The organism is Limosilactobacillus avium, assembly GCF_947381485.1.
GTDB classification, from domain to species: Bacteria; Bacillota; Bacilli; order Lactobacillales; family Lactobacillaceae; genus Limosilactobacillus; species Limosilactobacillus avium.
The window spans coordinates 49,630-75,589 of the sequence record NZ_CANCWN010000005.1 but is presented as its reverse complement, the minus strand read 5'-3'; the positions used below and the strand labels follow the sequence as shown (position 1 = coordinate 75,589).

General features: G+C 55.1%; 18 protein-coding genes. 3 read left to right on the top strand and 15 right to left on the bottom strand.

Features of this window, described 5'->3' with window-relative positions; genetic code table 11:
* The first annotated feature begins 50 nt into the window (after positions 1 to 50).
* Positions 51 to 1,025 carry a GMP reductase gene (locus tag QOS01_RS03120; protein ID WP_283621064.1) on the top strand — a complete coding sequence of 325 codons (975 nt, stop codon included), beginning with the start codon at positions 51 to 53 and terminating at the stop codon, positions 1,023 to 1,025.
* Between the two features lie 61 nt (positions 1,026 to 1,086).
* Here QOS01_RS03120 and QOS01_RS03115 read toward each other — a convergent pair whose 3' ends face one another.
* The 15 genes from QOS01_RS03115 to cls all read right to left on the bottom strand — a co-directional run bounded on the left by QOS01_RS03115 (position 1,087) and on the right by cls (position 24,719).
* Positions 1,087 to 2,349 carry a sensor histidine kinase gene (locus QOS01_RS03115; RefSeq protein WP_283621063.1) on the bottom strand — a complete coding sequence of 421 codons (1,263 nt, stop codon included), beginning with the start codon at positions 2,347 to 2,349 and terminating at the stop codon, positions 1,087 to 1,089.
* A 6-nt stretch (positions 2,350 to 2,355) separates the two neighbouring features.
* Positions 2,356 to 3,015: a response regulator transcription factor gene (locus QOS01_RS03110; protein WP_283621062.1), complete on the bottom strand. Its 660-nt coding sequence runs from the start codon at positions 3,013 to 3,015 to the stop codon at positions 2,356 to 2,358.
* An 8-nt stretch (positions 3,016 to 3,023) separates the two neighbouring features.
* The gene (locus QOS01_RS03105) at positions 3,024 to 3,632 is read right to left on the bottom strand and encodes a GTP pyrophosphokinase (protein ID WP_283621061.1); all 609 of its coding nucleotides are present in this window, start codon (positions 3,630 to 3,632) and stop codon (positions 3,024 to 3,026) included.
* Positions 3,633 to 3,713: 81 nt separating this feature from the next.
* Positions 3,714 to 5,495 carry a glycerophosphodiester phosphodiesterase gene (locus QOS01_RS03100; protein ID WP_283621060.1) on the bottom strand — a complete coding sequence of 594 codons (1,782 nt, stop codon included), beginning with the start codon at positions 5,493 to 5,495 and terminating at the stop codon, positions 3,714 to 3,716.
* A 10-nt stretch (positions 5,496 to 5,505) separates the two neighbouring features.
* Positions 5,506 to 6,702 (bottom strand): MFS transporter, encoded by a 1,197-nt coding sequence (locus QOS01_RS03095; protein ID WP_283621059.1) that lies wholly within the window; start codon positions 6,700 to 6,702, stop codon positions 5,506 to 5,508.
* Between the two features lie 84 nt (positions 6,703 to 6,786).
* The gene (locus tag QOS01_RS03090; RefSeq protein ID WP_283621058.1) at positions 6,787 to 7,083 is read right to left on the bottom strand and encodes a cupin domain-containing protein; all 297 of its coding nucleotides are present in this window, start codon (positions 7,081 to 7,083) and stop codon (positions 6,787 to 6,789) included.
* 11 nt (positions 7,084 to 7,094) lie between these two features.
* On the bottom strand, positions 7,095 to 7,961 hold the full coding sequence (locus tag QOS01_RS03085; protein ID WP_283621057.1) for an aldo/keto reductase: 867 nt from the start codon (positions 7,959 to 7,961) through the stop codon (positions 7,095 to 7,097).
* 154 nt (positions 7,962 to 8,115) lie between these two features.
* Complete coding sequence (pgmB, locus tag QOS01_RS03080; protein WP_283621056.1) at positions 8,116 to 8,778, bottom strand: beta-phosphoglucomutase; 663 nt, start codon at positions 8,776 to 8,778, stop codon at positions 8,116 to 8,118.
* Positions 8,779 to 8,797: 19 nt separating this feature from the next.
* Positions 8,798 to 11,050: a glycoside hydrolase family 65 protein gene (locus QOS01_RS03075; RefSeq protein ID WP_283621055.1), complete on the bottom strand. Its 2,253-nt coding sequence runs from the start codon at positions 11,048 to 11,050 to the stop codon at positions 8,798 to 8,800.
* 89 nt (positions 11,051 to 11,139) lie between these two features.
* A complete protein-coding gene (locus tag QOS01_RS03070) occupies positions 11,140 to 12,486 on the bottom strand; it encodes an SLC45 family MFS transporter (protein WP_283621054.1) in 1,347 nt (448 codons plus the stop codon).
* A gap of 189 nt (positions 12,487 to 12,675) precedes the next feature.
* A complete protein-coding gene (locus tag QOS01_RS03065) occupies positions 12,676 to 13,851 on the bottom strand; it encodes a thiolase family protein (RefSeq protein ID WP_283621053.1) in 1,176 nt (391 codons plus the stop codon).
* 246 nt (positions 13,852 to 14,097) lie between these two features.
* A complete protein-coding gene (locus QOS01_RS03060) occupies positions 14,098 to 15,036 on the bottom strand; it encodes a LacI family DNA-binding transcriptional regulator (protein WP_283621052.1) in 939 nt (312 codons plus the stop codon).
* Between the two features lie 21 nt (positions 15,037 to 15,057).
* On the bottom strand, positions 15,058 to 19,197 hold the full coding sequence (gene addA / locus QOS01_RS03055) for a helicase-exonuclease AddAB subunit AddA (protein WP_283621051.1): 4,140 nt from the start codon (positions 19,195 to 19,197) through the stop codon (positions 15,058 to 15,060).
* 1 nt (position 19,198) lies between these two features.
* Positions 19,199 to 22,951, bottom strand: coding sequence for a PD-(D/E)XK nuclease family protein (locus QOS01_RS03050; protein WP_283621050.1), 3,753 nt, complete (start codon positions 22,949 to 22,951; stop codon positions 19,199 to 19,201).
* 301 nt (positions 22,952 to 23,252) lie between these two features.
* A complete protein-coding gene (gene cls / locus QOS01_RS03045) occupies positions 23,253 to 24,719 on the bottom strand; it encodes a cardiolipin synthase (RefSeq protein WP_283621049.1) in 1,467 nt (488 codons plus the stop codon).
* Between the two features lie 129 nt (positions 24,720 to 24,848).
* Between cls and QOS01_RS03040 the strand changes: the two genes are divergently transcribed.
* Both QOS01_RS03040 and QOS01_RS03035 read left to right on the top strand, forming a co-directional pair.
* A complete protein-coding gene (locus QOS01_RS03040) occupies positions 24,849 to 25,433 on the top strand; it encodes a GNAT family N-acetyltransferase (protein WP_283621048.1) in 585 nt (194 codons plus the stop codon).
* Positions 25,434 to 25,448: 15 nt separating this feature from the next.
* Positions 25,449 to 25,958, top strand: a complete 510-nt coding sequence (locus QOS01_RS03035; RefSeq protein ID WP_283621047.1) for a hypothetical protein — start codon at positions 25,449 to 25,451, stop codon at positions 25,956 to 25,958.
* Positions 25,959 to 25,960 lie beyond the last annotated feature (2 nt).

Genomic DNA, 25,960 nt, shown 5'->3' with positions numbered 1-25,960 from the left:
TTTAGTGCATAATAACATACGGTAATTTTTAACAAAAAGGAGTCATTGCCGTGGAAACGTTCGATTATGATGATATCCAACTAATCCCCAACAAGTGCATTATCAAGAGCAGGAAGGATGCCGACACCAGCGTCAAGTTTGGTCCCAAAACCTTTAAGATCCCGGTGGTCCCAGCCAACATGGAAAGTGTGATTGACGAGGACCTGGCCGTTTGGCTCGCCCAAAACGGCTACTATTACGTAATGCACCGGTTCGAGCCGGCCGACCGGCTTGGTTTCGTCAAGCGGATGCACGAACGGCAGCTCTTTGCTTCCATCTCCGTGGGCATCAAGGATGCGGAGTACGACTTCATCGACCAGCTAAAAGCCGAACATTTGCTTCCAGAGTACATTACAATTGATGTTGCCCATGGTCATTCGGATTTTGTCATCAAAATGATTAAGTATATTAAAAAGCAGCTTCCCGGTAGCTTTGTCACGGCCGGGAACGTTGCCACGCCCGAGGCAGTCCTGGACCTGGAAAACGCCGGTGCCGATGCCACTAAGGTCGGTGTGGGACCCGGCAAGGCCTGCATCACCAAGCTAAAGACCGGCTTTGGGACCGGTGGCTGGCAGCTCGCCGCCATCCGGCTCTGCGCAAAGGCAGCCCGGAAGCCAATCATTGCCGACGGGGGAATCCGCCACAACGGCGACATCGCCAAGTCCGTCCGCTTTGGGGCCTCAATGGTCATGATTGGCTCAATGCTGGCCGGACACCTGGAGTCCCCTGGCCACGTCATCACGATTGACGGCAAGCAGTACAAACAGTACTGGGGTTCCGCCTCTGAGGTGCAAAAGGGCGCCTACCGGAACGTGGAAGGCAAGCAGATGCTGGTTCCATTCCGGGGCTCCATCAAGGACACCCTGCAGGAAATGCAAGAAGACCTCCAGTCCTCGATTTCCTATGCTGGGGGCCGCGACCTCGAGTCCATCCGCAAAGTTGATTACGTGATCGTCAAGAACTCCATCATGAACGGTGACTATTAGAAACCGTGTTACTTAAACATCAAAGGTCCTCATACCAATTTCAGGTGTGAGGACCTTTTACTTATTTCTTCTTGTTATTAACTGCCTTAAACGTTGCCGTAAAGGAAATCTTTCCGTCAGCGTAGTGGGCGCTAATCTTGCCGCCAAAGTTATGAACAATCATCTGGGCCATCGACAGGCCAATACCAAAGCCGGCCTTTTTATTGACTGTCCGGGCCTTATCTTCCCGGTAAAAGCGGTCAAAGAAGCGGTTGAAGTCAACCTGGTCGCCCTTGGCATAGCTATTGGTCACCGTCAGGATAACCCCCTTCTTCCGCTTACTCGGTCGGAGGGTAATGTTAACCTCACCACCCGGGTCACAGTACTTGTTGGCGTTATCCAGGAGGATGCTGACCAGTTCATAGAAGTAGTTCTCGTCGGCGTTAACCACCAGGCCCGGGGTTACTTCCTTGCTGTATTGGTGGCCATCCCCCTTAACCACGCTTACCATGCCATCGGCAACCTTGTCGGTGACCTGGCTGACGTTAACGGGCTCAATGGTAAAGCTTGGCTGCTCCTGCAGGCGAGCCAAAGATACCAGGTGGTTGATCAGCTTGGTCAGCCGGCGGACCTGCTGCTTGGTGCTGGTTGTCAGCTCACTCTCCCCACTGGTTAGCTCCTGCATCTCCGTGTTGGCCTCAATCACCGTCAGCGGGGTCTTCAGTTCGTGCCCGGCGTTGGTGATAAACTCCTTTTGCCGGTGTTCGGCCTCAATAATCGGCCGAATGGCCCGCCGGGAGAACAGAATCAGGATGGTGGTGTAAATGACCAAGCTAATAACCCCGAGCAGTAGGCCGACATAGATGATGGCCCAGGTCTTGGCCATTAGGAGGCTTTCGTCCAAAAAGACAATGGTGGTCTGGCCCTTGACGTGCTTGCGCTTATAGGCATAGACCGTCTGCCGGTAGAGTACTTGTCCCTGGCCTTTTTGCCGCCCCTGCACCCGCTGGGCCAGGCGCTTAATTTCAGCGGGACTGACCGACAGGATATGCTGGTTGTCGATTCGGATTGGTCCCTTGCCATCCGGGATGGTCGCGCTAAAGAAGCGGTACTGGGATAGGCTTTCCCGGGTGAAGTGCGGCTGGGGAATAATCGCCGGCTGGTTCTTCACCTGGCCCCGCGGCATCTGCCCCTCGTTATTGACCAGGATGGTCAGGACAGAATCAACTTCTCGCCGAGACTGAAAGTAGGTGATGGCACTTAGGCCACCGATGATGGGAAGAATCACCAGGACCAGCGCACAGGTAGAAAAAACAATAAACCGGTTACGAAAGTGCTGAATCATTTAGCATCACTCCTTCAGCATGTAAGGGCCACCCTTTTCACCCGCAATCTGGGCGTGCGACTGAATTGAGGATAGCTTCTGACGAAGGTAGGAAATGTTAATCCAGACGTCCTCTTCATCCGCTTCCTCGTTTCCCCACACGTTATCAAGAATGGCGGCTGGCGACAGGGGCTTACCGGCATTGCGGATCAAATACGCCAGCATCTGTGTCTCCTCCCGGGTCAGACTGATGGAGTTACTGCTTTCCACCACCTGCTCCTCACTATCCAGGGTGAGATCGTCAAAGTGGAGGGCCTGTTTGCTGGTGGTCGTTCGCCGCTCCAGTGACCGTAAGCGGGCCAGTAGTTCCTTGAGCGAGAAGGGCTTGGTAATATAGTCATCCGCCCCAGAGTCGAGGCCATTAACCCGGTCATCAACTTCGGCCATCGCCGTCAGCATGATTACGTAGGTCTGGTTACCACTTTCCCGGATCTCCTTGAGGGCCGTGATCCCATCCTTCACGGGCATCATGATGTCTAGGATAATCACGTCATAGGCGTTCTCCTTCGCCAGGTCGACCGCCTTTTGCCCGTTATCAACGGCGTCCACTGTATAGCCGCTGCTGGTCATGGCCATTTTTAGGACCCGGGCCAGCTGTTCTTCATCTTCTGCTAGCAGAATTCGCATGTCCTCACCTATCCTTCTTGAATTAGCTGGCGAATCGTCTGCATCTGGACATCGCAGGAGGCGAGCTGGTCGGCGCACCGCTTCAGCTCCTTGCCGATTCGTTCAGGATTCTTGATGTTGTGCTTGTACTTCAGTTCGTGTTCCAAACTGGCCCACGAGTCCATTGCAATCGTCCGCAGCTGGATTTCCACATAGAAGTGCCCTGGTTGCTGACCATCCACGTCTTCAAACGGGGCCACCACGTCCAAAATCAGGTGGTAGCTCCGGTAACCATTAGGCTTAGCGTTAGTAATGTAGTCCTTTTCTTTAACGACCGTGCACCAGTCCGCCTGCCGGATTTTTACCAGGCAGCGGGTGATGTCACTGATAAAGTTGCAGACCAGCCGGACCCCGACGGCATCATGGCACTGGCGGAGGGCCGCATGGGTCGTCACCGGGTAGTTCTTCCGGTGGCACTTTTCCACCATGCTATCCGGGTCCTTCACCCGCCCAATCAGGTGCTCATATAGCTTGGGCTGGTGGTCATCCAGGGTCCGCTGGTTCAGTTGTTGGATTTCCTGTTCAACCCGCGTCAAGACCGCGGACAAGCTTTGTTCGTATGGTCCATAGATTGACACTGTAATCACCATTCCTTTTATTAACTACTAAATTATACCAGTGCTTTATTACAATCTGGCGGTCCTTTTCTTAAGATTCCCTTACGGCGCGAACTCGGTGCTCGTCGGCACGACCATAATGTAGGTCAAAATCCGCCGGGCATAACTCTGCTGCCCCTCGTAGCTAGCGATGGCCTTGTTGAGTTCCACCAGGTTATCGGTGATGATGCCGTCGACGTTCTTGTACATCATCTGCTTCATTACCTGATCATCGTTGACCGTCCAAGCGTAGACGCACTTGTGCTGGAGGTGGGCCAGGGTGATGAAGTCGTAGGTCAAGGTCGAATACTCCATTGAGTAGCCGTTGGCAACCGTATTCGGGTAGGTGAAATTATAGGGCTGGACGTAGAGGACGTCCAAGTGGGGGTCGTATTTCTTCAGGCCCGTGACCACGCTGTAGTCCAGGGAATGAAGCTGGTCGTGGTAGGCAACCAAAGTGGGCCCGTATTGCCGGACAAAACGCCGCAGCATCCCCGCCGAATCCTGCGGGGTCGTCTTGACCTCGACCAGTAGTTTCTGGTGGAGGCGGTCAGCTGTCTTCAGATAGTCATCGAAGCTGGCAATCTTGGCCTGGTGGCCGTTTTCCCGGGCAGTCAGTCGGGTCAGCTGGCGGAGGGTCAGCTGGTGGGGCGTCTTGTTGACCCCAGTCAGTTCCTTCAGGTTTTCGTCGTGGAGGACGACGAACTGGTGGTCCTTAGTCTCGTGAACGTCCATTTCAATGTAGTCTGGGTGGAGGCGGTGGGTCTTTTCCATCGCCGGAATGGTGTTTTGGACACCGTTTTCATCCGCCACGCCCCGGTGGGAGACGGTGACTGGCCGCCGGTCCTCACTACCGCTGAGGTAGAGGGCGTTGCCGACAACGGTGACCAACGTAAGCAGGCTGACCGCAACGACGGTGACCGCCTTCAACCCCCGTGAGATTGTAAAGTGGCCCCCACCGGCCGGACCGACGAGTTGCTTGAAGATAACGTTGATCGTGACGGTCCCGACCCAGGCCGCAAAGAATTCACTACCGAGCTGGACCACCAGCATGTCGAAGATCCCAAAGTAATACGCGCCCTTACCAAGGAAGCGGTCCGCGGCAAACTGGGCGCCCACTGTTACGGCATACAGAATAGCAACGACGATTGCCCCTGCCAGGCCCACCACGATGAGGCGGGCAATTGCTGGCCACCATTTGCCGTGCCGGGTCTGGTACCAGCTTGTTCTGAGGGCCGCTTTGGGACGCTGGCCCCGGTAAACCATCAGGGGCAAGGCGTAGAGAAAACGGACGCCCAGGATGATCATCACCGCGTAAAAGGCCAAGAGGACGGTGAGCAGCAGGGCACTTCGCGTTAAGTAGTCCAGGATAAACTGGGGAATCTGCACCTTCGCAAGCAGTGGGGTCCGAAAGACCAGGTCAGCGAAGGGAACCACCAGGACAAAGTAACCCAGTAAAACCAGAAGGGAGCTAAAGCGCAGGTCCTTCAGCCGGGTTAAGGTAGCCTTGATCAGCCGGCAGACCCCCAGCTGCCCCGTCTTGATCTCCTGGACCCCTAACAGGATCATGGCAAACTGGCCGTAAACTACCAGGAGGATAGCAACCAGTTCTGCCAAAAGGATCAAGACAACAAAGGGGTGGCGGGTCACGATCGTTACTACGTTCTGGTAGGAGACAAAGGGGATCTCCCCCGCTTGGAGGGTGAAGGTCGTAATCAGGCGAAAGATGGGGATCCAAATTAGCTGGATGATCAGGTCCACGCTAATGAAGAGGGCCAGGTATAGAAACCAGTGGCGGTAAAACTGCCGGTTTGCTTGTCGAAGTTCTTGCCAAATCTTTTTCATTCTCGATCCCCTACTTTATATCCTGGTGCTGGGCAACCGCCCCGTTAAGCTTCTTGCGGTTGCCGAGGTAAATCAACAATATCAGCGGAACGATGACCAGCATGACCGGGTAGAAGAGGGCAACTGGTAGAAAGTCGTCAATTAAGCCCCCAAGGATGGGTCCTAGCGACATTCCGATGTCCAGGCCCAAGAAGAAGGTCGCACTCGCCAGCCCCCGTTCACTTTGGGGCGCGAGCATCATCGCCGTTGACTGGCAGACCGAATAGATGGTCCCGTAACCGAAGGCCATCCCGGCGGCGGCCAGGCCCATCTCCCAGTTCGTGTGCATTACCGCCAACATTACCAGATAAAAGGCGGTGGCCACTAAACTGGCAACCAACCAGATCCCAAAACGGACCGTGTCAAACTGGTTCCGTAAGAAGAGCCGGATGGCCAAAAGGACGATCGCGTAGATCAAGAAGTAGGCCCCGACGGCAATCGGCAGGTGGCGCTGTTCGGTGTAGCTAACGATATCCGCCTGGGTGGCGAAGTACGGGATGGCGAACAGGGCGATCATCGCCGCAATGGGGATAGAGTCGTGCTGAATGATCTTCAGGTGGAAGTGCCCCTTGTCGATTGGTCCCTTGGCGGTCGGCAGCGCCCGGTTATGGACGAATTGGATGGTGACGACCACCATCAAGGCGGCCAGGGCGGAGATAATGATCGCAAGCCGGTAGCCAATGACCGGGTAGATATCAATTGAGATTGCCGGGGCTAGCGACATCGCCAGGGCGTTCATCAGGCCGTAGAAGCTCATCGCCTCCCCCACGTGGGAGAAGGGCACCAAGTAGGAAAGCCAGGTCGTCATGCAGACCGTACACAGGACATAACCCATCCCGTTGACCAGCCGGCAAAGCAAAAGGACCGCGCTATTTGGTGTAAAGACGTAGCCCATGACCCCGATAAAACTCAGGGCCCCACCAATAAACGATAGTTGGTACTTGGAGAAGTGGTCGGTCAGGTTCCCGGCGATTGGCCGTAGGAACATGGCAACGATACTCATCATCCCCACAATTAACCCAGCAAAGGCCCCACTGGCGCCAAGGCTCTTCGCGTAGCCGTTGATCAAGGGGTTACAATACATGTTACTAAACATAAAGAAAAACGATGCGGCCATGACCAGCACAACGTCCTTCGTAAAAATGTGCTCTTTCTTCTGCTTTGCCATTTAATAGCCTTCCTTACTCTGAAAAATACTATTTCTACCATAGCACAGAAAAGGCCACCCCGGAGCCCGGAGTGGCCTTTTTAACTATTGTAACTTTGACTTAATCACCATTACTTCGGTATCGTCGACTGCTTTAAGGTCGTGCCATTCACCGGGGGCCATCTTCACGATATCCCCGGGTACCAATGTCTCATGGTGGTCGTGGTCAACGTCGCCAAAGATAACCTTCCCCTTAATGGGCACCACAATAACGTCGTACGGAACGTGGTGCTTCGGGACGGTCTTGCCCGCCGGAATCACCAGGTGGGTGACGGTTTGACTGGTCGTCTCAACGATGTTTTCCGCCAGGTCAACGTTGGCGTCGGTTTTAATAAACTGCATCGCGATTCCTCCTAGAAGTCCACATCGTCAGGATCAGCACACTGGCCGCCAAGGTTTGGCAGGGCCTCAATCTTCTTCATGTCCTCATCACTGAGTTCAAAGTCAAAGAGCTGGGTGTTTTGGACCATCCGTTCCCTGTGGGTGGACTTTGGTAACGGAAGGACGCCCCGCTGGATCAACCAACGCAGGGAGATTTGGGCCGCCGTCTTACCGTACTTGTCGGCCAATTGGAGCATCGTCTTATTGGTCATGACCTTGGCGCCCTGACCACCCAGCGGTGCCCACCCTTCGACCAGGATGTTATGGGCTTGCAGGTACTTGACTTCCTCAACGTGTGGCCAGCCGGGGTGGACCTCAATCTGGTCAACCGCTGGAGCCACTTCCGCGGTCCGCATCAGGTCCACAATGTGGTGGGGCATGAAGTTACTGAGACCGAGGGCCCGAATCTTTCCTTCATGGTAAGCCTCTTCCATTGCCCGCCAGGTTTCGGCGTTAATTTCGGCCGCTTTAGTTCCAAACTGCTTCTGGTTAGCTGGCCAGTGGATCAGGTAGAGGTCCAGGTAGTCGAGCTGCATCCGCTGCAGCGTTTCGTCAATGGCCTGCTTAGCCTTTTCGTAGCCGCGGTGGTCATTCCAGAGCTTGCTGGTGATGAAGAGCCGGTGCCGGTCAATTCCGGCGTCCTTGATTCCCTTACCGACCGCTTCTTCATTGCCGTAAACCGCCGCCGTATCGATCAGCCGGTAGCCAACGTCAATCGCATCGGCAACGGCCTTTTCTGCAACGTCGGCCGGGGTCCGAAACGTCCCGTAACCAACGCAGGGAATCTTCACCCCGTTATTTAAGTGGTAAATAGAGTTAATATTTTTTAATTCGACCATAAGTACCATCCTTTCTCATTCCCCCATATTATATAACTTTTAGTTAGTGCCTTGGGGTGATTTGCCTATCAAAAAAGCCGACCAGCCAATGCTGGTCGACTTTTAGTTAAGAAGCAAACGGTAATAGTTAGATTGATAGGTTGATAGAGAGTTGTTAGTCCATTTGCTTCTTGATAGCAGCCAGTGAAACTTCACCGGTTTGGTCAAATTTGACGTCGGCGTCCTTCAGAGAAGCACCGAAACCAATTGAAGTTTCACCCGCCCGGTTAATGGATTCGATCCCGGCTTGGGCGTCTTCCAAACCAGCAACCTGGTTAGCCGGCAGGTTCATCAATTTAGCAGCTTCACTGTAAATTTCTGGATCTGGCTTCCCATGGGTCAGCTTGGCAGGGTCAACAATCCCTTCAAAGTAGTCCGTAATCTGTAAGTACTTTAATACCTTAGGAGCGTTCTTGGATGCAGAAGCCAGCACGATGTGGTAACCGTTAGCCTTCAATTCATCCAAGAAGTCCTTCATCCCCGGCAAAATGTCAGCCGGTGTCAGGGTTTCAACTAACTTGATGTAGTTGTCGTTCTTTTCCGTTGCCAGGGCAACCTTTTCGTCTTGGCTGTAGTCATTTTCGTGGCCACCGGCCTTCAGGATCAGTTCCAGGGAGTCCATCCGGCTAACCCCCTTCAAGCTGTCCGCCAGTTCGGGAGTCCATTCGGTACCAACCTTATCAGCCAGTTGGTGCCATGCCTGGCCGTGGAAACGGGCCGTGTCGGCAATCACACCGTCAAGGTCAAAGGCAAATCCCTTTAAATCTTCAAAACTCATTCTTAATTGCCTCCCAGAATTACTTTAATTCCAGCTTCTTACCGTCAAGGTCGATCGTGATTGGGTCACCGGATACCAAGTCGATCTTGGTACCGTTCTTGTCAACCTTAACCTTCAGGATCCGGCCACGGAACATTTGACGGAATTGGTAAGAGTTCCACTTCTTTGGCAGGAATGGTGCGTAGTGGAGTTGACCATCACGAACCCGCATGCCAGCGAACCCTTGCACGATGTCCAGCCATGAACCGGTCATGGAAGTGATGTGCAGACCATCGGCAGTATCGTTGTTGTAGTTATCCAGGTCGAGCCGTGCGGAACGTTCGTACAGTTCAACGGCCTTGTCTTCGTAACCAATGTCAGAAGCGATGATGGAGTAAACCGAAGCGGACAGGCTTGATTCGTGAACTGTGTATTGTTCGTAGAAGTCGAAGTTGTTCTTCTTCTGTTCCTTCGTAAAGTCATCGATGAAGTCCCAGAGACCTTGGATAACATCACCCTGCTTGACGTATGGTGAACGCAGGATCCGGTCCCATGACCAGTGTTGGTTCAGTGGCAGTTGGTCACTAGGAATTTCAGAAACGGGCGTTAGGTCCTTGTCCATGTAGCCATCGTTTTCTGGGAAGATGTCCCGTTGCTTGTCGTATGGCAGGTACATGTTGTCGGCAATGCCCTTCCAACGCCGCTTTTCGTCTTCGGAAACGTTCAGCTTCTTAGCAACGTCGGCGTCAACTTCGTCCAAGATTTCCAGGGTGTACTTCAGTGTCCACCGGCAAAGCAGGTTAGTGTACCAGTCGTTGTTAACGTTGTTGTCGTATTCATCCGGACCAGTTACGGCGTGGAGCATGTACTTGTTCTTGTTTTGTGAGTAGTGAACCCGGTCAGCCCAGAACCGTGAAATTTCGGTCAAGACCTTGGCACCTTCGTGGAGAACGTAAGACTTGTCGCCGGTGTACTTAGTGTACAGGTAGATTGCGTAGGCGATGTCACCGTTCCGGTGAATTTCTTCGAAGGTGATTTCCCATTCGTTGTGGCATTCAATCCCGTTGAAGGTAACCATTGGGAAGAGGGCCCCTTTCAGGCCTTGTTGTTGGGCGTTGACGTAGGCACCATCGAGTTGCTTGTAACGGTACATCAGCAGGTTACGAGCAATCTCGGGGTTAGCAACCCCCAGGTAAACTGGGATACAGTAGGCTTCAGTGTCCCAGTAAGTAGCACCACCGTACTTTTCACCAGTGAAGCCCTTTGGTGAAATGTTGAGGCGGTAGTCTTCACCGTAGTAAGTGGAGAAGAGTTGGAAGAGGTTGAAACGAATCCCTTGTTGGGCCCCTTCGTCACCATCAATTTCAACATCAGACTTGGTCCACCGGTCGGCCCATTCCTTAACGTGAGGGTCCAACAGGTCGTCGTAGCTTTGGCCGTCGAACTGGTCGCTCAATTCGTCAAGGTGCTTTTCAATCTTTTCTTCGGTGTCAAAGTCCCGTGAAGTAACAACCACGGTCCGCTTTTCGAAGTTAATTTCCTTACCAGCAGCTACCGTTCCAGCAAAGGTGTTGTAGGCATCCTTTTCGTCCGTCCCGTCACCTTCGTGGTCCAGGTCAGTCTTGGTCGTGGTTTGCATGCCGACGATGAATTGTGGCGTGCCGAAGTCGTTCTTCTTGGTCATGGAAGTCAATTCAGCGCGTTCGCCCTTAGCTTCCTTGTTGAGGACGTTCCAGAATTGTTCATCGTAGTTGGCGTCTTCGTTGTAGACGTCCGCATCAATCATGCTGGTAATTTCAACCTTAGCGTCACCGTTACCACGGTTCTTGATGTGGAGGCGTTGACCAACTAATTCCTTTTGAACGGCGGAAACAAAACGTTCAAAGTGGAAGTACATTTCCGTGCCACCAATTTCAACCGTGAATTCACGGGTCAAAACACCGCGCTTCATGTCAAGGTCCAGCTTGAAGTCCTTTGGTGTCTGCTTAGCCAGGTCCAGTTGTTCGCCGTTAACCTTGATGATCAGCTTCATGAAGTTAACCGCGTTGATCATCTTACCGAAGTACTTTGGATAACCGTTCTTCCACCAACCAACACGGGTCTTGTCAGGGAACCAAACCCCACCAAGGTAAACCCCTTGCATGTGGTCTGCAGAGTACCCTTCTTCAAAGAAGCCCCGCATTCCGAGATTTTCGTTTGCCAAACTCGTCATGGATTCTTGGAGACGCTTGTCTTCTGGATCCCACTTCTTCGTTGCAACGTGCCATGGAGCAATTTCGAATGTTTGTTTCATTGAATTCAAGTCCTTTCTCTATCAAAAAGGGGTGTATCACCTACGCCCCTATTATAATTTTTTTATTAATCGATTTACACTAATCAAGCTTATTCAGCGTAAGTTTCCTTGATTGCACCAACAGCAAGGGCACCACAAGCCATCACGATCCCGGCAAGGATGAACATGTTAACTTGGGAACCACCCAGCAGTGGGAACAATGCGAAACTCAGCAGGGAAGCAACGATTTGTGGGAAGCAGATGGAACCGTTGAAGAGTCCCAGGTAAGTCCCCATGTGCTTACCAGATAATGCGTTCGTAACGATGGTCAGTGGGTAAGTGTTCATTCCGGCCCATGCAATCCCAATCAAGATGTATGAAACAATCAAAGCACCTTGGGAGTGGATGAAGAAGACGGAGATGAAACCAAGAGCACCGAGCAGCAGACTACCAGCGTAACCAGCTTTGTGGTACTTGTTAGGAACCTTGGCCAAAACGTATGACCATACAACGGCCGCGATTGATTGAACGGCGGCTAAAACACCGTACCAGTTACCGGCAGCTTGGTAGCCGGCGGAAGTAGCGTTGGTCGTGTTCCAAACGTTCTTGGCAATTGCCCCCGCGGAGTAAGTCCAGAGGTATTGGAATGCGAACCAGCAGAAGAATTGAACCAGGGTAACGGTCCAGAAGGCCTTTGGTGCATGCTTCAGCAGCGTGAACCAGTTACCACCCTTGGCGTTATCTTCTTCAGAAATACCGTGGTACATAGCATAAGTAGCAGGGTCATATTCGTGAACCCGGAAAACAGTGAACAAACTAGTGATAACTAACAGTGCGGCACCAACGTAGAAGGAAATGATAACGGAATCCGGAACAACACCCTTCTTAGCAGTGTTGGCAACCCCTAACCAGGTCAACAGGAACGGGAAGATGGCGGCCAGAACGGCACCAGTGTTTGATAAGAAACTTTGAATCCCGTAAGCGTAACTCTTCTGGTCATCATTAACCATATCCCCAACCATCATCTTGAATGGCTGCATGGCAACGTTAGAGGACAGGTCCAAGAAGGCCACCGTAATGGCACCGAACCAGAGGGCCGCAAGTGATCCATAACCGAAGCCGAAACTACCAGAGTTTGGTAGCAGCAGCATAACGATCACCGCAACGATCATCCCTAACAGCAGGTAAGGAAGACGACGACCACCAAGCTTTGGCGCCCAGGTACGGTCAGAGTAGTAACCAATGATTGGTTGAACAATGATCCCGGCCAGTGGTGGCAGGATGAAGAACCATCCTAAATTGTTTGGGTCGGCCCCAATGGTTTGGAAGATCCGGCTCATTTGCGAACTTTGTAAAGTGAACGCGGTCTGAACACCTAAGAAACCAAAGTTAATCATCCAAATGGTTGACTTTGATAGTGTAGGTAATCCAGCCGTAGCAGGCTTTTCTTGACTCATTACTAACAACTCCTTTAACTACACAACAATCTATCAACGCGTTTTGAAAACGCTTTACATTTAATTGCAATGTTAAATATACCAGATGAATTAAATTGGTGCAACCGTTTGCGCAAATTTATTTAACCATTTTCATTATGAAAGCGAAGAAAAAGCCGTGGCCAAAGGATTTTGACTACGGCAAATTTTTTAAATTTTTATTAATGTTGCGGCGCCCATGCCCCCACCAACGCAGAGACTCGCGATACCAGTGTGTTTATGAAGGGCCCGCAGTTGGTGAACCAGGGTCACCAGTATCCGGGCCCCGGAACAGCCGAGCGGGTGGCCCAAAGCAATTGCCCCACCATAGGGATTAAGCTGGGCATCGGTCAGCCCCAAGAGGTGCTGGCACACGATCGCCTGACTGGCGAAGGCCTCGTTTAACTCAAAGACGTCGACCGCGTCCTTGGTTAAGCCGGTCTGCTTCAATAGGCGACTGATTGCGTAGTAAGGGCCAAGGCCCATGACGTGGGGGTCGAGGCCAACCAAAGCGGAGGCTGCCCAGCGGGCTAAGGGCTGAAGGCCAAGCTTCTTGACCGCGGTCTTGGAAGCCAGCACAACTGCCGCCCCACCGTCGTTGAGGCCAGAGGAGTTCCCCGCCGTTACCGTCCCGCCGGCCTTGAAGACGGGCTTCAGCTTACCTAGGGCCGCCATGGAGGTGTCCGGCCGGGGTGCTTCGTCCTGGCGAACAACCGTGGCCCCCTTCTTGGTCTTCACCGTGACGGGGACAATCTCCTTATCAAAGGAATGGTTCTGCTGGGCGGCCACCGCTAACTGGTGACTACGCAGGGCAAACCGGTCCTGCTCTTCCCGGCTGACCTGGTAACGGTCGTTCACGTTTTCGGCGGTCATCCCCATTGGGTAACCGCCCCAGGCATCATTTAAGCCGTCTCTTTGCATGGCGTCGACTAAGCGGCCGTCACCAAAGCGGTAGCCCTGGCGTGCCCGTTCCAGGAGGTAGGGCGCCCGGGACATGCTTTCCATCCCACCGGCAACGATTACTTGGGCTTGACCGGACTGGATCAAGCTGGCCCCGAGGTTAATGCTCGACAGGCCAGAAGCACAAACATCATTCACGGTAATTGCCGGAATGGACTGGTCCAGGCCCGCGGCGATTGCGGCCTGGCGCGCCGGATTTTGTCCATTACCCGCCTGGATAACATTGCCCATCAGGACCTGGTCAACAGCGGCCGGGTCGATGGCGGCGGCTTTGACTGCCGCGCGGATGGCCGTTGCCCCGAGTTGGACAGTGGGTACCGCTGCCAGGGCCCCACCGAACTTACCAATCGGGGTCCGTTGGGCCGCAACAATGTAGACTTCTTCCATTTTTCATTTCCCTCCAGCTAAATATCTGCCCTACTAAGTTTAACGATTTAGCTAGGGGACTGCAAATGATTGCCATTGAAACAAGCGTCACCAGCCTCTTTTAGTTCTCCGAATATTACACAGTAATCGCGGAAAAAAAGCGTGCTCCTAGTGTCTAGTTACGGACAATCATTGGCCCGTTTCGTGCCAACGATCGTCCTATACTAGCCATACGGAGCACTCTGATGCTTTTTTCCCAGCTTATCTCTAATCATAAATCTTAAAATCCACGATGCGGTGGTGTTCGTCCTGCTCAAACAGTAGTTCCACGGCCGCCTGACCCAGCTTCCGCGGTTGCATGTCGACCCGTTCGTTATCCTTGAGCAGCATCCCCACCAGCCGACTATTGTTGTAACAGGCGATGGGGTAGCCCAGCGACTGCAACTGGTCATTGATCCGGACCAGCAATAGGTCATCCGAGCAGAGGAAGGAGTCAACTTCCGGGTGCTTTGCTAGCAGGTCCGCAACCGTGGTCCCGTTCTCCTGGTAGTACCAGACCACCGGCTTGATTCCCCGACTCTCTAGGCACTGTTCGTAGCCCTTCCGCCGGGACTGCTCGTAGACCCAGTTATCAGTAAACTGCAGAAAGGCCGGGTGCTTAGCGGCGTGGTGGCCCAACAGGTGGGCAGTGGCCTCCGCTCCCGCTGCCACGTTGTCGTTATCGACGTAGCGGTCCGGGTGGTTGGCGGTTGGGTGACCAATTACCACAAAGTCCAGGTTATTCTTGCGGAGGTAACTAGTTACCGGGTCGTTCTCAATTGTGTAGAAGACCAGGAACTTGTGAACCTTGGACTGGGTAACCATCGACTTAACACTTGCAAGGAGGTCATCAGCCGTTGGGGCAATCGCCACCACCATCTCGTAGTGACGGGGCTTGAGCGCCACACTGATTCCCCGCATCAGGTCGATGTGGAAGGGGTTGGCCGGGGCCGTATCACTCGTTACCGGGAAGATTAGCCCCACCATGTTTGACTCACCCCGGGTCAGGTTTTGGGCGTTATAGTTCGGCAGGTAGCCCAGCTGGTCAGCAATCTCCTTTACCCGTTGCCGGGTCTTGACACTGATCCGCGGGTTATTATTCAACGCCCGCGAAGCAGTTGAGACTGATACGCCTGCTGCTTGCGCAATATCCTTAATTGTTGCCACGGTTTACTACCCCCACCTAATTTAAATTGCTATGAACTGTCCTGATTCTACCAGATACAGGCCCATTTCGACAACCGGCACCGGTTCCATCAGGTTGAGTGCCTGCTTGTAGAGGTTCAGCTGCCCCCGGTAACGGTCAACGATCTGCTGGGTCGCAATTGCCGGGTCACTGTCGACGAGGTGGTCGGTCTTGTAGTCCACCAGGGTGATCCCGTCATCGGTCACCAGGTAGCCGTCAATGATTCCGTGAATCAGGACCTGTTCGTTATTCTGCGGTTTAATTTCCTTGAATAATTCAGCACCGTTCATCACCATTGCAAACGGCGCTTCCCGGTGGTAGCCGCCCGGTGTAGCAAGGATTTTCTTGCCAACGGCCGTTTGGAAAAAGCGGCTGATCCCGTCCCGGTTAATCTTGGGTGCGACCGCCGGGGCAATCAACTGCTCACTAACCAGCTGGTCAATGAGGGCCCTAATGGCCGCGACCGTCACCCCGTCCTTCGTCAACGTCAGTTTCTGGAAGACCAGGTGGGTCGCCGTCCCAATGCTGGTGGCTGCCGGAGTCTGCTCTGCCTGCTTGATAAAGTCGGGCACCGCGAAATCATTGTTGAAGTAGATCCCCTGGGCCTGCTTCTCCCGCTGCTGGCGCCGGTAGTCCCACTGGGCCTCACCGGAATCGTCCGGGTATTCGAAGAGGCGCTTGACGTCCGTAACCGACTGGTAGGCGGTTGTCTTTGTGGCCACCGGGTACGGATAGTGAAAATCCAGGGCCTGGAGAGCGGCCTGCTCATCAGCCGGGGCCGGCTGCGGGGCGTTGGCCGCGTCAACTGTAGATGCGGCCTGCCCCAGTTCCGCCAGTTGCCGGTTGACGTCCGCTACGGTAAGGGTCCGAACCGTAAAGCGCTGGCCACTGAAGAGGGCGGCTTCCCGGTCGTAGTTGGCCAACGCCCCCTCTTCCAAGGTCATCCCCGCGGGGGCCACCTGCTGAGCGCGAAACTGCTTCGACCGGGCGAGGGCCATCCCAATCCAATCCATGAAGGACCGGGCGTTGACCCGCAGTTGCGGCCCCAACAGGGTACCAGTGGACTGGAAGGCCTTTTGCCACTGGTTCCACGCCCCGGTCAGGGTTTGCCGGCGGTTTTCCTCGTTAAAGGAGCCGGTGATCACGAGGCGCTGCTCTGCCCGGGTAAGGGCCACGTACAGGACCCGCAAGTCCTCGGCCCGTTCACCCTGGCGGACCCCACTGATGACCGCCTGGCGCTGGGGCGTGTCGTATTCGACCCGGTCACGGTCGACGTACTCGATCCCCACCTTGTTGACCGCGTCCACAACGGCCGTCTCCTTGGTTGACTGCTGGTTAAAGCCATGGGTCGCATCAATCAGGAAAACGATGGGGAACTGGAGGCCCTTGCTTCCGTGGATGGTCATCACGTTGACCGTATCGTCAGCCAGCTGTGTGGGCGCCACCCCCAGGTCCTTGTCGTGTTCCTGCATCTTTTCGATGAAGCGGATGAACTGGTACAGACCCTTGAAGCTACTCTGCTCGTAGTCGTGGGCCCGCTGGTAGAGGGCGTGCAGGTTGGCCTGGCGTTGGGCCCCGCCGGGCATAGCCCCGACATAGTCCAGGTAACCCGTCTGCTTGTAAATTTGCCAAATCAGGTCGACCAAAGACTGCTGCTGGGCGGTCTGTCGAAATTCTGCCAGCTGGTCAAGGAAGCAGCTGACCTTATCGTGTAGGAGCTGAGTTGCCCCGTCCCCCTTCAGCAGGGTCGGCTGGGCAAGGTGGCGGCTAGGGTCTTCGTAGTTAACTTTGAATGTCCGCAAGGCCGTGTAGTAGTTGGCCGACCGGTTCTGCAGGCGGATAAAGGCCAGTTCATCGGTTGTCAGGCCCACTAGCGGGGACCGCAAGACAGCCACCAGGGGGATATCCTGCTGGGGGTTGTCGACCAGGCGCAGGAGGGCCATCATGACCCGGACCTCCGTCGCCTGGAAGTAGCTCTCAACGTCGTGGACGGTCAGTGGGATATCAAGTTTGCTAAATTCCTCCATCAGGGTGTTGTTAATGGTCTTGGTCCGCTCAAGGAGGACAATGTCGCCGTAGTTGATTGGCCGCATCTTACCATCGCTGAAGATTTGCTCCTGGTTGGCCACCATTTGCTTGATCCGCATCCCCACCATCCGGAGCTCGCCGGCCAGCTTGTCATCCTCGTGGTCCTCTTCACCGGCGTCCGGGTCCGCATTGGCGTCGTAGAGCATGACCTCCGTTGGCTGCGGCTGGTTATCCGCGTTTTCGTCATAGTAGGTGGCGGCGTACTTCAGGTGGGCATCCTCGTCGTATTCGATCTCCCCCACGTCAGCGCCCATCAGCTGGGCAAAGAGGAGGTTGGTGAAGTCCGTGATGTTTCTCATCGACCGGAAGTTTTCACCGAGGACGATTGCCTCGTCATCCGCGCCGTCCTGCCGGTAGTGTTGGTACTTATGGATAAATAGCGACGGGTCCGCCTGCCGGAAACGGTAGATGGACTGCTTTACGTCCCCCACCATGAAGAGCTTGTGCTGGTCTTTCCCCGCCAGCCGCATCAGGATGGCCTCCTGCAGGCGGTTCGTGTCCTGGTACTCGTCGACCATGATCTCGTGGTAGTGGCTCTGCAGGTTGGCAACCAGTTCCTGCCACTCCGGCTGGTCCGCCGGCGGGGTCAGAATCTGGTAGGCATAATGCTCCAGGTCGCTGAACTCCAGGACGTGGCGACGGAGCTTGACTCGTTGGTAGGCGTGCTGGAAGGCAATCGTGGTCTGGGTCAGCTTGACCAGCAGGCGGCGGGCCGCACGTGAAACGTGGCGGAGCTGCTGCTCATCATAGCTGAAGAAGTGGTCCAATAGGCCGTTAAAGTGGTCCTTGACGGTCTTCCGCGACTTGGTTAGTGACTGGTGGACCGCCTTGGCAAGGTCGTCATCCTTGGGTGCCCGGGTCATCGTCTTGAACTTGGCACCCGTGAACATTGCCCGGACCTTGTCCCAGGAGTCTGGTGTCAGCGCGGCCTTCGCCTGGACAAACTGGGCGAGGTCATTTTGCAGGGAGGCAATCGTCTTGTCCGCCAGCTGGGCAGCTGTCGCCCGACCCTTCAGCTCATTGATGGCGGTGACGAATTGCTTGATAAGGTCCAGGGCCACTTGGCGGCTGTCGACCTGGGTCGCCTGTTTTTGCCAGTCCTTCTTGAGCTGGTTGCGTTCCTTATTGAGGGCCGAAAATTCTTCGTAGCCCGCACTGCCCTTCTTGGGGCGGCCGCTAAAACTACCGAAGCTGACCTGGTCTAAGATATTTAAAATGTCCGGGACGGTCATCTTGTTCGGGTCCAGGGCGACCTTGAGACGGTTGACCAGGAGCCGGTCACTTTCAAAAACCGCTGCGTCCTTGTCCAGGCCATCCTGTTGGGCCCGCTGCAACAACTCGTAAAAGTCCCGTCCCATCTGGTCAAGCTGCTGGATAACGAGGGGCCGGAGCTGGGCAGTGAAGAACTTGGACGAAAGGACATCATCGCCCAGGTCATATGCCGCCGGTAAGCTGTTGAGCCACTGCTCGGGGTCCGGCTGGGCATTGGCAATCTCGGCGAGCTTCAAGACCAGGTCGTTTAGGCCCTCATCATCCCGGTCCCCAGAAAAGTTGAGGACCAGTTGGGCAAAGGAGGCCGCATCCGGTGTGGACTCATCAGCTTTTTCATAGAAGTGCTCACTCACCTCGCGCCAAACGTCCTCCTGCAAGAGCAGCTGCTCGGTAGCATCGGTCAGCAGGCGGAACTGGGGATCCAGGTCAATCAGGAAGTAGTAGCGCCGAATCAGCTTCAGGCAAAAGGCGTGGATCGTGCTGATGTCGGCCAGGGGCAGGCGGTTGATCTGGGATGTCATCTTGTCTCGCAGGCGGGGCTCTTGCTGGGCGACCTCCTGCAGTCGCTGGCGAATCTTGTCCCGCATGTTTTTGGCGGCCGCATCGGTAAAGGTTACCATCAGCATGTTATCGATCTGGGCCCGACCATCCTTGATCAGGTCCACGGCCCGGTTAACCAGGACCGCGGTCTTCCCGGACCCGGCTGAGGCCGACACAATGATGTTCTGGTCCCGGTCGCTAATTGCCTGGCGCTGGGTAGGGGTGGGGTTAAATGTTGCCATTTTACTGTTTTCCTCCCTTTTCATCGTCTTCGTTAAACTGCTTAAACTCCTCTTCCGCCAGCCGGGCACTCAACAGCCGGTAGTTTTGCTGGTCGAGCATGTTATCAAACTGGTAAATGTCCTGAAAGTCAGTGTAATCCAGCCCGGTCTTCCACTTGCTCCCTTCAAGGAGGCGGTAGGGCCGCAGGGCGACCCGGCCAGCCAAGATGTCATTTCCGGCAGCGATGATCAACTGCTTATTGCGGTTTTGCAGCCAGGTCAGCTGGTCAGGCGTGATCAAGAGGGCGTCCTTCTTCGCCGAAATAGCCTCGTCCTTGTTCATCTTGAGTGGGTAGACCAGGGACTGGTGGGCCAGGTTCTTGTCCAGCTGCTTTAACAGGGCCGGGTCGTTTAAGAGGAGGCCCTTGTACTGGTGCTGCTGGAGCCGCAGCGCGGTCAGGTCCGCGTCATCCTTAACGTTGGCCGCCTTGATCAGGGGGTTGCTAAGGTGAAGGTAGAGGGCCCCGGCGAGCTGGAGGTCGGGACGAGATGTCTGAAGGCGCTGGGGCAATTGGTCCCTGTTGGCCGCAATGGCGTTTAAATAGGACAGCAGCTGGAGGGAAAGCCCATAGTACGCCGCGGTCAGGTCAAAGGTCCGGTTCCCAGACTTGTAGTCCACCACGGTTAAGTAGTCGGTCTGGTCCTGGGTCAGTTGGTCGACCCGGTCGATCCGTCCCCGGAGGTAAATATGCGTGTTGCGCGGTTTCAGGTCATATTCTAGCGGCCGTAAATCGTCCTTCTTGGCGGCCCCCAAGCGGCCGAAGCGAATTTCGGTATCCAGCGGGCGGGCGGCCGTGTACTTGGCCTGGTAGCACAGGACCGTAAGCATCGTCTTCACGATCCCGGTGAGTTGCTTGTACTGGAAGGCCGCCTGAAAGGAGCTGGCCGTCAGGATTGACAGGTCCGGCTGGTCCTTCTTGGCCACGTCCAGGGCCGTATTGATCAGGTCGTTTAATTGGTCCGGGTCACCGGCCAGCTGGGCAAAGTCAAGCTGGGCGTCCTGGTTAACGGCACTGACAAACCACTCCATTGCCTTGTGGAAGAAGGTCCCAATCCGGTCTACCGACATGGTCAGCTGGTCACGTTTCTGCAGGCGCAGGCCGTATTTGAGGAAGTACTCGTACGGGTTGACATAGTAGTCCTGCAGCTGGGAAATCGACGAGTAGAGGATGTTTTGCCCGTGGCTGTGCCGGAGGTAGAGGGCCGCGGCCAGTTGCTGGTCAAGGTCATCGACCCGGTTGCGGTAGTTAAAACCGGCCGCAACAAGGTGGAGGTGGGCCGCCAGCTTTTGGCCCCGTTCCTGGGCCCGGGCATCGGCAGAGCTACGGTCCCTGGCCGTCAGGTCAACAAGGGCCTGCCGGACCCCCTGCCAGCTAGGGCTGAGGGTAAAGTGCCGCTTGGCGGTCCGGGCATCGTTGCGGGCCTGCCGTTCAACCTGAACCAGCTTGCTGATCGTCGCGGCCGGGGCACTCAGGTACGGGTGGGCGTCCGCTTGGCCAACAGTACTCGTTACCAGCGGGAAGTTTTGAACGGGTTGCTTGAAATACTGGGCCATGTCGTCCAGGTATGGCGACCGGGTCAGTGGGGCCCCTTCGCTGTTTTCGGCTGGTGCGGTCATGATGAGCCGCTGGGTTCCCGTCAGCATCCCCGAGTAATGAAGGAAGCGTTCGTCTTGCAGCTGGTTTTTGGTCCCGTTCGGTAGGTATTGGGTCGTATCGTCCAGGTAGTCATCCAAAATGGCCTTGTCGTCATCGGTCAAAAGACCCTCTGTCGGCTGAATCTCCGGCATAACGTCATCCGTCGACCCGATCAGGAAGACAATCTTGCGGTCCTGGTTCTGGACAATTCCCGTTTCCGAGATCATCACCTGGTCCATCGTGGCCGGAATCTGCGAGTACTGGGCAGCAGCAAAGCCGGCCTGGAGGAGCTCGCTAAAGTTAGTCAAAGTCGTCGTGAGGTTATCCGCGGTGACGGGCGTGTCGCCGAGGATTTGGACGTATTCATCAAGGATTTGACAAAAAGTCGCCCAAACTTGCTGGGGCTGGCGGGCCAGGTCGAGGTTCTTATCGCTCTGGTACTTCTGCCAGTCGGCGAGGCGCTTAGTGACCCCGTTGTCAACCAGGAACTGGTAGAGGCGACTAGCGAGTTCTCGCCCGGTCTTAACATTCTTTAGCCCCTTCAAAAAGGTAATCACCTGGTGGGCAACAAAGCCCTGGACGTGGGTCAGCTGGGCCTGGAGGTCAGTAGCCGGTGAGTCGGTGGCCCCACCAACCTGCCAGAGGACCGAATCCGCCTTTTCCCAGGTCCCGCGGCCGTCGATTGCCCGCTTCAGGCACCAATTTTCGGTTGCAAAGACGGCGTCCTGGTCCAGGGGCTGGTAGTCCCCTGTTTGCGGGTTGTACTCCGCAAAGAGCCATGTTTTCAGCAGTTGCATGATGTCCGTTGTCCGATAGCCGTAGAGGGGCAAATTAAAGAGCGCCGTCAAGAGGGTCACGAGGGGGTGGTTGTCCATCCGCCGCTCGTGGTCGTTAAAGATGGGGATTTCGTGGCTCGCAAATACCGGGGCAATCATCGTCTGGTACTTGTCCAGACGCCGGCTCAAGATCAGGAAGTCCCGGTAGCGGTACTTCCCGCTCAGGACCAGCTGGTGGATCATCGTCGCTACCCGGTCGAGTTCCGTCCGGCGGTTGGCCGTCGTGATAAACTGCAGGTCAGTCGAGTCCGTCGGCGGGGTCCCATCGGCGAGGTTCAACGGCCGCTTAATGTAGTTGGCAAAGAAGCCATCAACCTGTTGGAGGGTCGGGCTAACCCGGGGCCGGCTGGCAAATAAGACGTTCGGCAGGATCGTGACCTCGTGGGGGTGCTGGGCCGCAAATTCATAGAGGCGGTGGTACTGCATCGCCGCCGGGTAAAAGAGGTCGGTGACCCCCGGCAGTGCCCTCTTGTCGGGGTGGTCCTGGTCAGGGTAACCATGGTCGAGGACCAGGGAAACCGTGGTCGAGGCCCCGTTCATGATCATGGCGTTGACCACCTGCTGCTCACCGGGAGTGAACTGGGCAAAGCGGTCGATGAAGAAGTGCATGTGCTGGCTAGCCGGCTCCTGCGCCAGGTACTGGGCCAGTTGCTGGTACAGTTCATTATTTCCCAGGAAATGACCGACCACCCGCTTCTCATAGGCGTGGTAGATTAGCTCGACGTCGTGCATCTTGGCAAGCCAGGCCCGGCTCCCCTGCTGGTCACGTTGGGCCTGCTGAAGGATTGTGGTCAGGTTGTCCGCTGAAATGTTGGCGTTGGCCAGCTCCGTCAGCTGGTCCGTGAGTTTCTGAATGAAGCCGGGCTGCTGGGCCTCGCTAGCGTACAGCTGGAGGTCAGCGGCGTGGTCCTGGACGACCTTGGCAACGAGCATTGTCAGGCCAATTTTGGACAGGCGGGCCTGCTTCAGCGCCGGGCTGTCCCGTAAAAGGAACCAGGCGAGCCGGCTAAAGGAAAGGACTTGGACCCGGGAAGAAGCAAACCGGTCCGTGTTTCCCTTCCCCTGCCGGGCCCGCAGGCTGCTCAAAACGTCAATTTCCGTCTGAAACTTAATGTGGTTGGGGACAATGTAGAAAAAGGTGTCCTCCCGTGGTGCGTTTTTCAACTGGTCCGCGATCTGGTCGACTAAAACCTCCTGGTGGTCCTTAGCGGCCGTTCCTAAAACAAATCCAAGCTTACCCACAAGCACTCGTCCCTTCTTTTGAAATGCTAACCATATTTTATCATACTAGCGAACATATATTCTCTTTTTAAACCTTGAAGCTGGAAAAAAGCATCAGAGTGCTCCGTATGGCTAGTATAGGACGATTGTTGGCACGGAGGGCCAATGATCGTCCGTAACTAGACACTAGGAGCACGCTTTTTTCCGCGATTACTGTGTAATATTCGAAGAACGGAAAGAGGCTGGTGAGAAAACAAAGTTTTCTCCCAGCCTCGCTATTAAATTCTCAAATATTACATAGAAAGCCATCAGCTCGTCCCGACTACAAAATCGGTGACAGCAGCCGGGAGAAGCGTTGCTTGAACTTCAGCCAGTGGGACTGGTCAGCGAACCGCTCCGGAGTCATGACCCGGCAGTTACGAATGTCATTGACGTAAATCTCTTCCAGCTGGTCTGTCAGCTGGGAATCATACATGAAGGCGTTGATTTCGAAGTTGAGCTTGAAACTCCGGAAGTCCAGGTTGGCGGACCCGACCGACGCGATCCGGCCGTCCACCATCATCGTCTTGGCGTGCAGGAAGCCCTTCTGGTAGGTGTAAATCGTGACCCCCTGGTTGGCCAGCGCCCGGGCATAGTACTGGGTAGCCCGGTAAACAAAGGGATGGTCGGGTTTGCACGGAATCATGATCCGGACATCAATTCCGGCGTGGGCCGCGACCTGGAGGGCATCCAGAATACTGTCGTCAGGAATCAGGTACGGGGTCTGAATCCAAATGTGGTCCGTGGCCACGTTGATCAGGCGCAGGTAGCCCATCTTGATCTTCTCCAGCTCCCCTTCTGGCCCACTCGACACCGTCTGTAGGGCCGTGTTACCGTTTCTGACCTTGATTGGCGGGAAGTAGGGGTGGTAGTGCTTAATGACTGAGGTTTTCTTCTGGACGGAGGCGTTCCAGTCACCGATGAACTGCCGCTCCATCCCGTAGACCCCGCCACCGACCACGCGGAGGTGGGTATCACGCCAGGGGCCGAACTTCGGCGACCGACCCAGGTACTGGTCCCCGATGTTAAAGCCACCAATGTAGGCCGTCTGCCCGTCGATGACGACAATCTTACGGTGGTCCCGGTAGTTGATCCGGAAGTCAAAGATGTTACTCCGGGCCATCAGAAAGGGCGTGGCGTACCCGCCCAGTTCGCGGAGGTTTGCGTAGAAGCTGGGTTTGACCCCCATGGACCCCCAGGAGTCATAGAGGACCCGGACCTCGACCCCCTCGGCCGCCTTTTGTTCCAGGAGGGTCCGCAAGTGGTTACCAATCTTGTCGTTGTAGATCGTGTAAAATTCAATGTGGATGCTCTTTTTAGCGTCCGCAATCTCATCAAACATCCGGGAGAAGAGCACGTTGCCATCGGTAAAGACGTCGACGTGGTTGTGGCGGCTCAAGAAGGATTCGTCGATACTCTGGAAGAGCATCACCGTCCGCCGGTACACCTGCATAATGGAGTGCTTGGGCTTGGGCATGTTCTTGAACTGCTTCTTCTGCCGCTCCACCGCTTCCTTTAGTTTGAGTCGGGTCTGCGACTTGATCCGGTTCAACTGCCCGTGGGTTGGCTTCCGGCCCAAGAAGGCGTAGATAATGAAGCCGATGACGGGGATAAGGGTCAGCACCAAAAGCCAGGCCCAGGTAGCGGCAATGTCGCGTTTTTCACGAAAGACCGTAAAAATCGCCGCCAGTTCGTTAATGATAACGATCGTCAGTAGTATCCAACGAACAATCTCCCAAGTTAAAGCCATGCTGTCCCCTCCTTTTGCGTATCCATTATTATTCTAACTCATCAGCTGGAGCGAACCAACAGCCGCGCTTGCATATCAGGGAATGTTCGGTAATAATGATCAGCAAAAGGACAGAAAGGCGGTTAACTTATGAGTGCAATTTTTCTCAGGCCCACACACATGCATGACCTTCCCGTAATCGAGGAGGTGATTGCCGGGGCCCGGCAGGCGTTGAAGAATTCTGGAAATCCACAGTGGCAGGATGGGCAGCCAACGACGGCCACCATTATTAACGACATCACCCACCACCTTTCCTGGGCCCTCATCGTTGATGGCCAGCTTGCCGGGGTGGCTTCACTGCAGCCGTCACCAGAGGAAAGTTTTGAAAACATCAGCCAGGGAGAATGGGCCAACTCGACGGACCCCTACTTGGTAATCCACCGGCTGGCCATCGGCGACCAGTACCGGGGACACCAGCTAAGCAGCTTTTTGCTGTCTAACCTGGTAACGGTTGGCCAGATAAAAGGAGTCAGCAACTTCCGCCTGGGGACCCACCAGAAAAACGCCGCAATGCAGGCGGCCGCCAAGAAGTTCGGCTTTAAGTACCGGGGACGGGTTAAGGTCCACGATGGTTGTGACCCGAACCGCTACGCCTTCGAACTCAACTTGGACCCCCATAAGTTCCCCATGAAGACCGGGGTCAAGAACAACTTCATGGGTCCCCTGGTCAAGTAGAAGGGAGCACGACAAATGCGGTCCTTACGAAATATCATCCTGGCGCTAGCGGCAATGGTTGTCGGGGCCATCGTCAGCGGCCGGGCTTACGTGGCAACCTTTACCCCGCCAAAGAACCAGGCTTACCAGGTCACCTACATCAATCCCGGGGCCTACCAGACAAAGCACCAGTTCGCGATCTTCAACGGTCGTGGGCACGTTATCTATGTCCCCGTTGAAGACTTCGCGGCGGGCGGTAAACCCATCGTGGATGACCAGGCAACGACAGCGGAGCGACAGGCGCCCCGCCTGATCCACCGCTACCTAACCAACCGGCGGGCTCGCAACCAGGCGGCCAGCCAGACCGGCTTTATCGTCCGGCCTAATCAGCGGGTCCAGATTAAAAGCCCAATTGTTCCCCAGCCGACAACGGGCAAGGTCAAGACGGGACCAGACGGTGGCTTTACCATCACCATGCCGGCGAAGTGCAAGTACCAAACCGTCCAGTTCAAGCCGGCGCCAAGCAAATACCAGATAAAGAAATAACG

Coding starts and splice junctions, on each gene's coding strand:
- QOS01_RS03115 (WP_283621063.1), bottom strand. CDS start 2,349: ATGATTCAGCACTTTCGTAACCGGTTTATTGTTTTTTCTACCTGTGCG.
- QOS01_RS03110 (WP_283621062.1), bottom strand. CDS start 3,015: ATGCGAATTCTGCTAGCAGAAGATGAAGAACAGCTGGCCCGGGTCCTA.
- QOS01_RS03100 (WP_283621060.1), bottom strand. CDS start 5,495: ATGAAAAAGATTTGGCAAGAACTTCGACAAGCAAACCGGCAGTTTTAC.
- QOS01_RS03095 (WP_283621059.1), bottom strand. CDS start 6,702: ATGGCAAAGCAGAAGAAAGAGCACATTTTTACGAAGGACGTTGTGCTG.
- QOS01_RS03090 (WP_283621058.1), bottom strand. CDS start 7,083: ATGCAGTTTATTAAAACCGACGCCAACGTTGACCTGGCGGAAAACATC.
- QOS01_RS03085 (WP_283621057.1), bottom strand. CDS start 7,961: ATGGTCGAATTAAAAAATATTAACTCTATTTACCACTTAAATAACGGG.
- pgmB (WP_283621056.1), bottom strand. CDS start 8,778: ATGAGTTTTGAAGATTTAAAGGGATTTGCCTTTGACCTTGACGGTGTG.
- QOS01_RS03075 (WP_283621055.1), bottom strand. CDS start 11,050: ATGAAACAAACATTCGAAATTGCTCCATGGCACGTTGCAACGAAGAAG.
- QOS01_RS03070 (WP_283621054.1), bottom strand. CDS start 12,486: ATGAGTCAAGAAAAGCCTGCTACGGCTGGATTACCTACACTATCAAAG.
- QOS01_RS03065 (WP_283621053.1), bottom strand. CDS start 13,851: ATGGAAGAAGTCTACATTGTTGCGGCCCAACGGACCCCGATTGGTAAG.
- addA (WP_283621051.1), bottom strand. CDS start 19,197: ATGGCAACATTTAACCCCACCCCTACCCAGCGCCAGGCAATTAGCGAC.
- cls (WP_283621049.1), bottom strand. CDS start 24,719: ATGGCTTTAACTTGGGAGATTGTTCGTTGGATACTACTGACGATCGTT.
- QOS01_RS03040 (WP_283621048.1), top strand. CDS start 24,849: ATGAGTGCAATTTTTCTCAGGCCCACACACATGCATGACCTTCCCGTA.
- QOS01_RS03035 (WP_283621047.1), top strand. CDS start 25,449: ATGCGGTCCTTACGAAATATCATCCTGGCGCTAGCGGCAATGGTTGTC.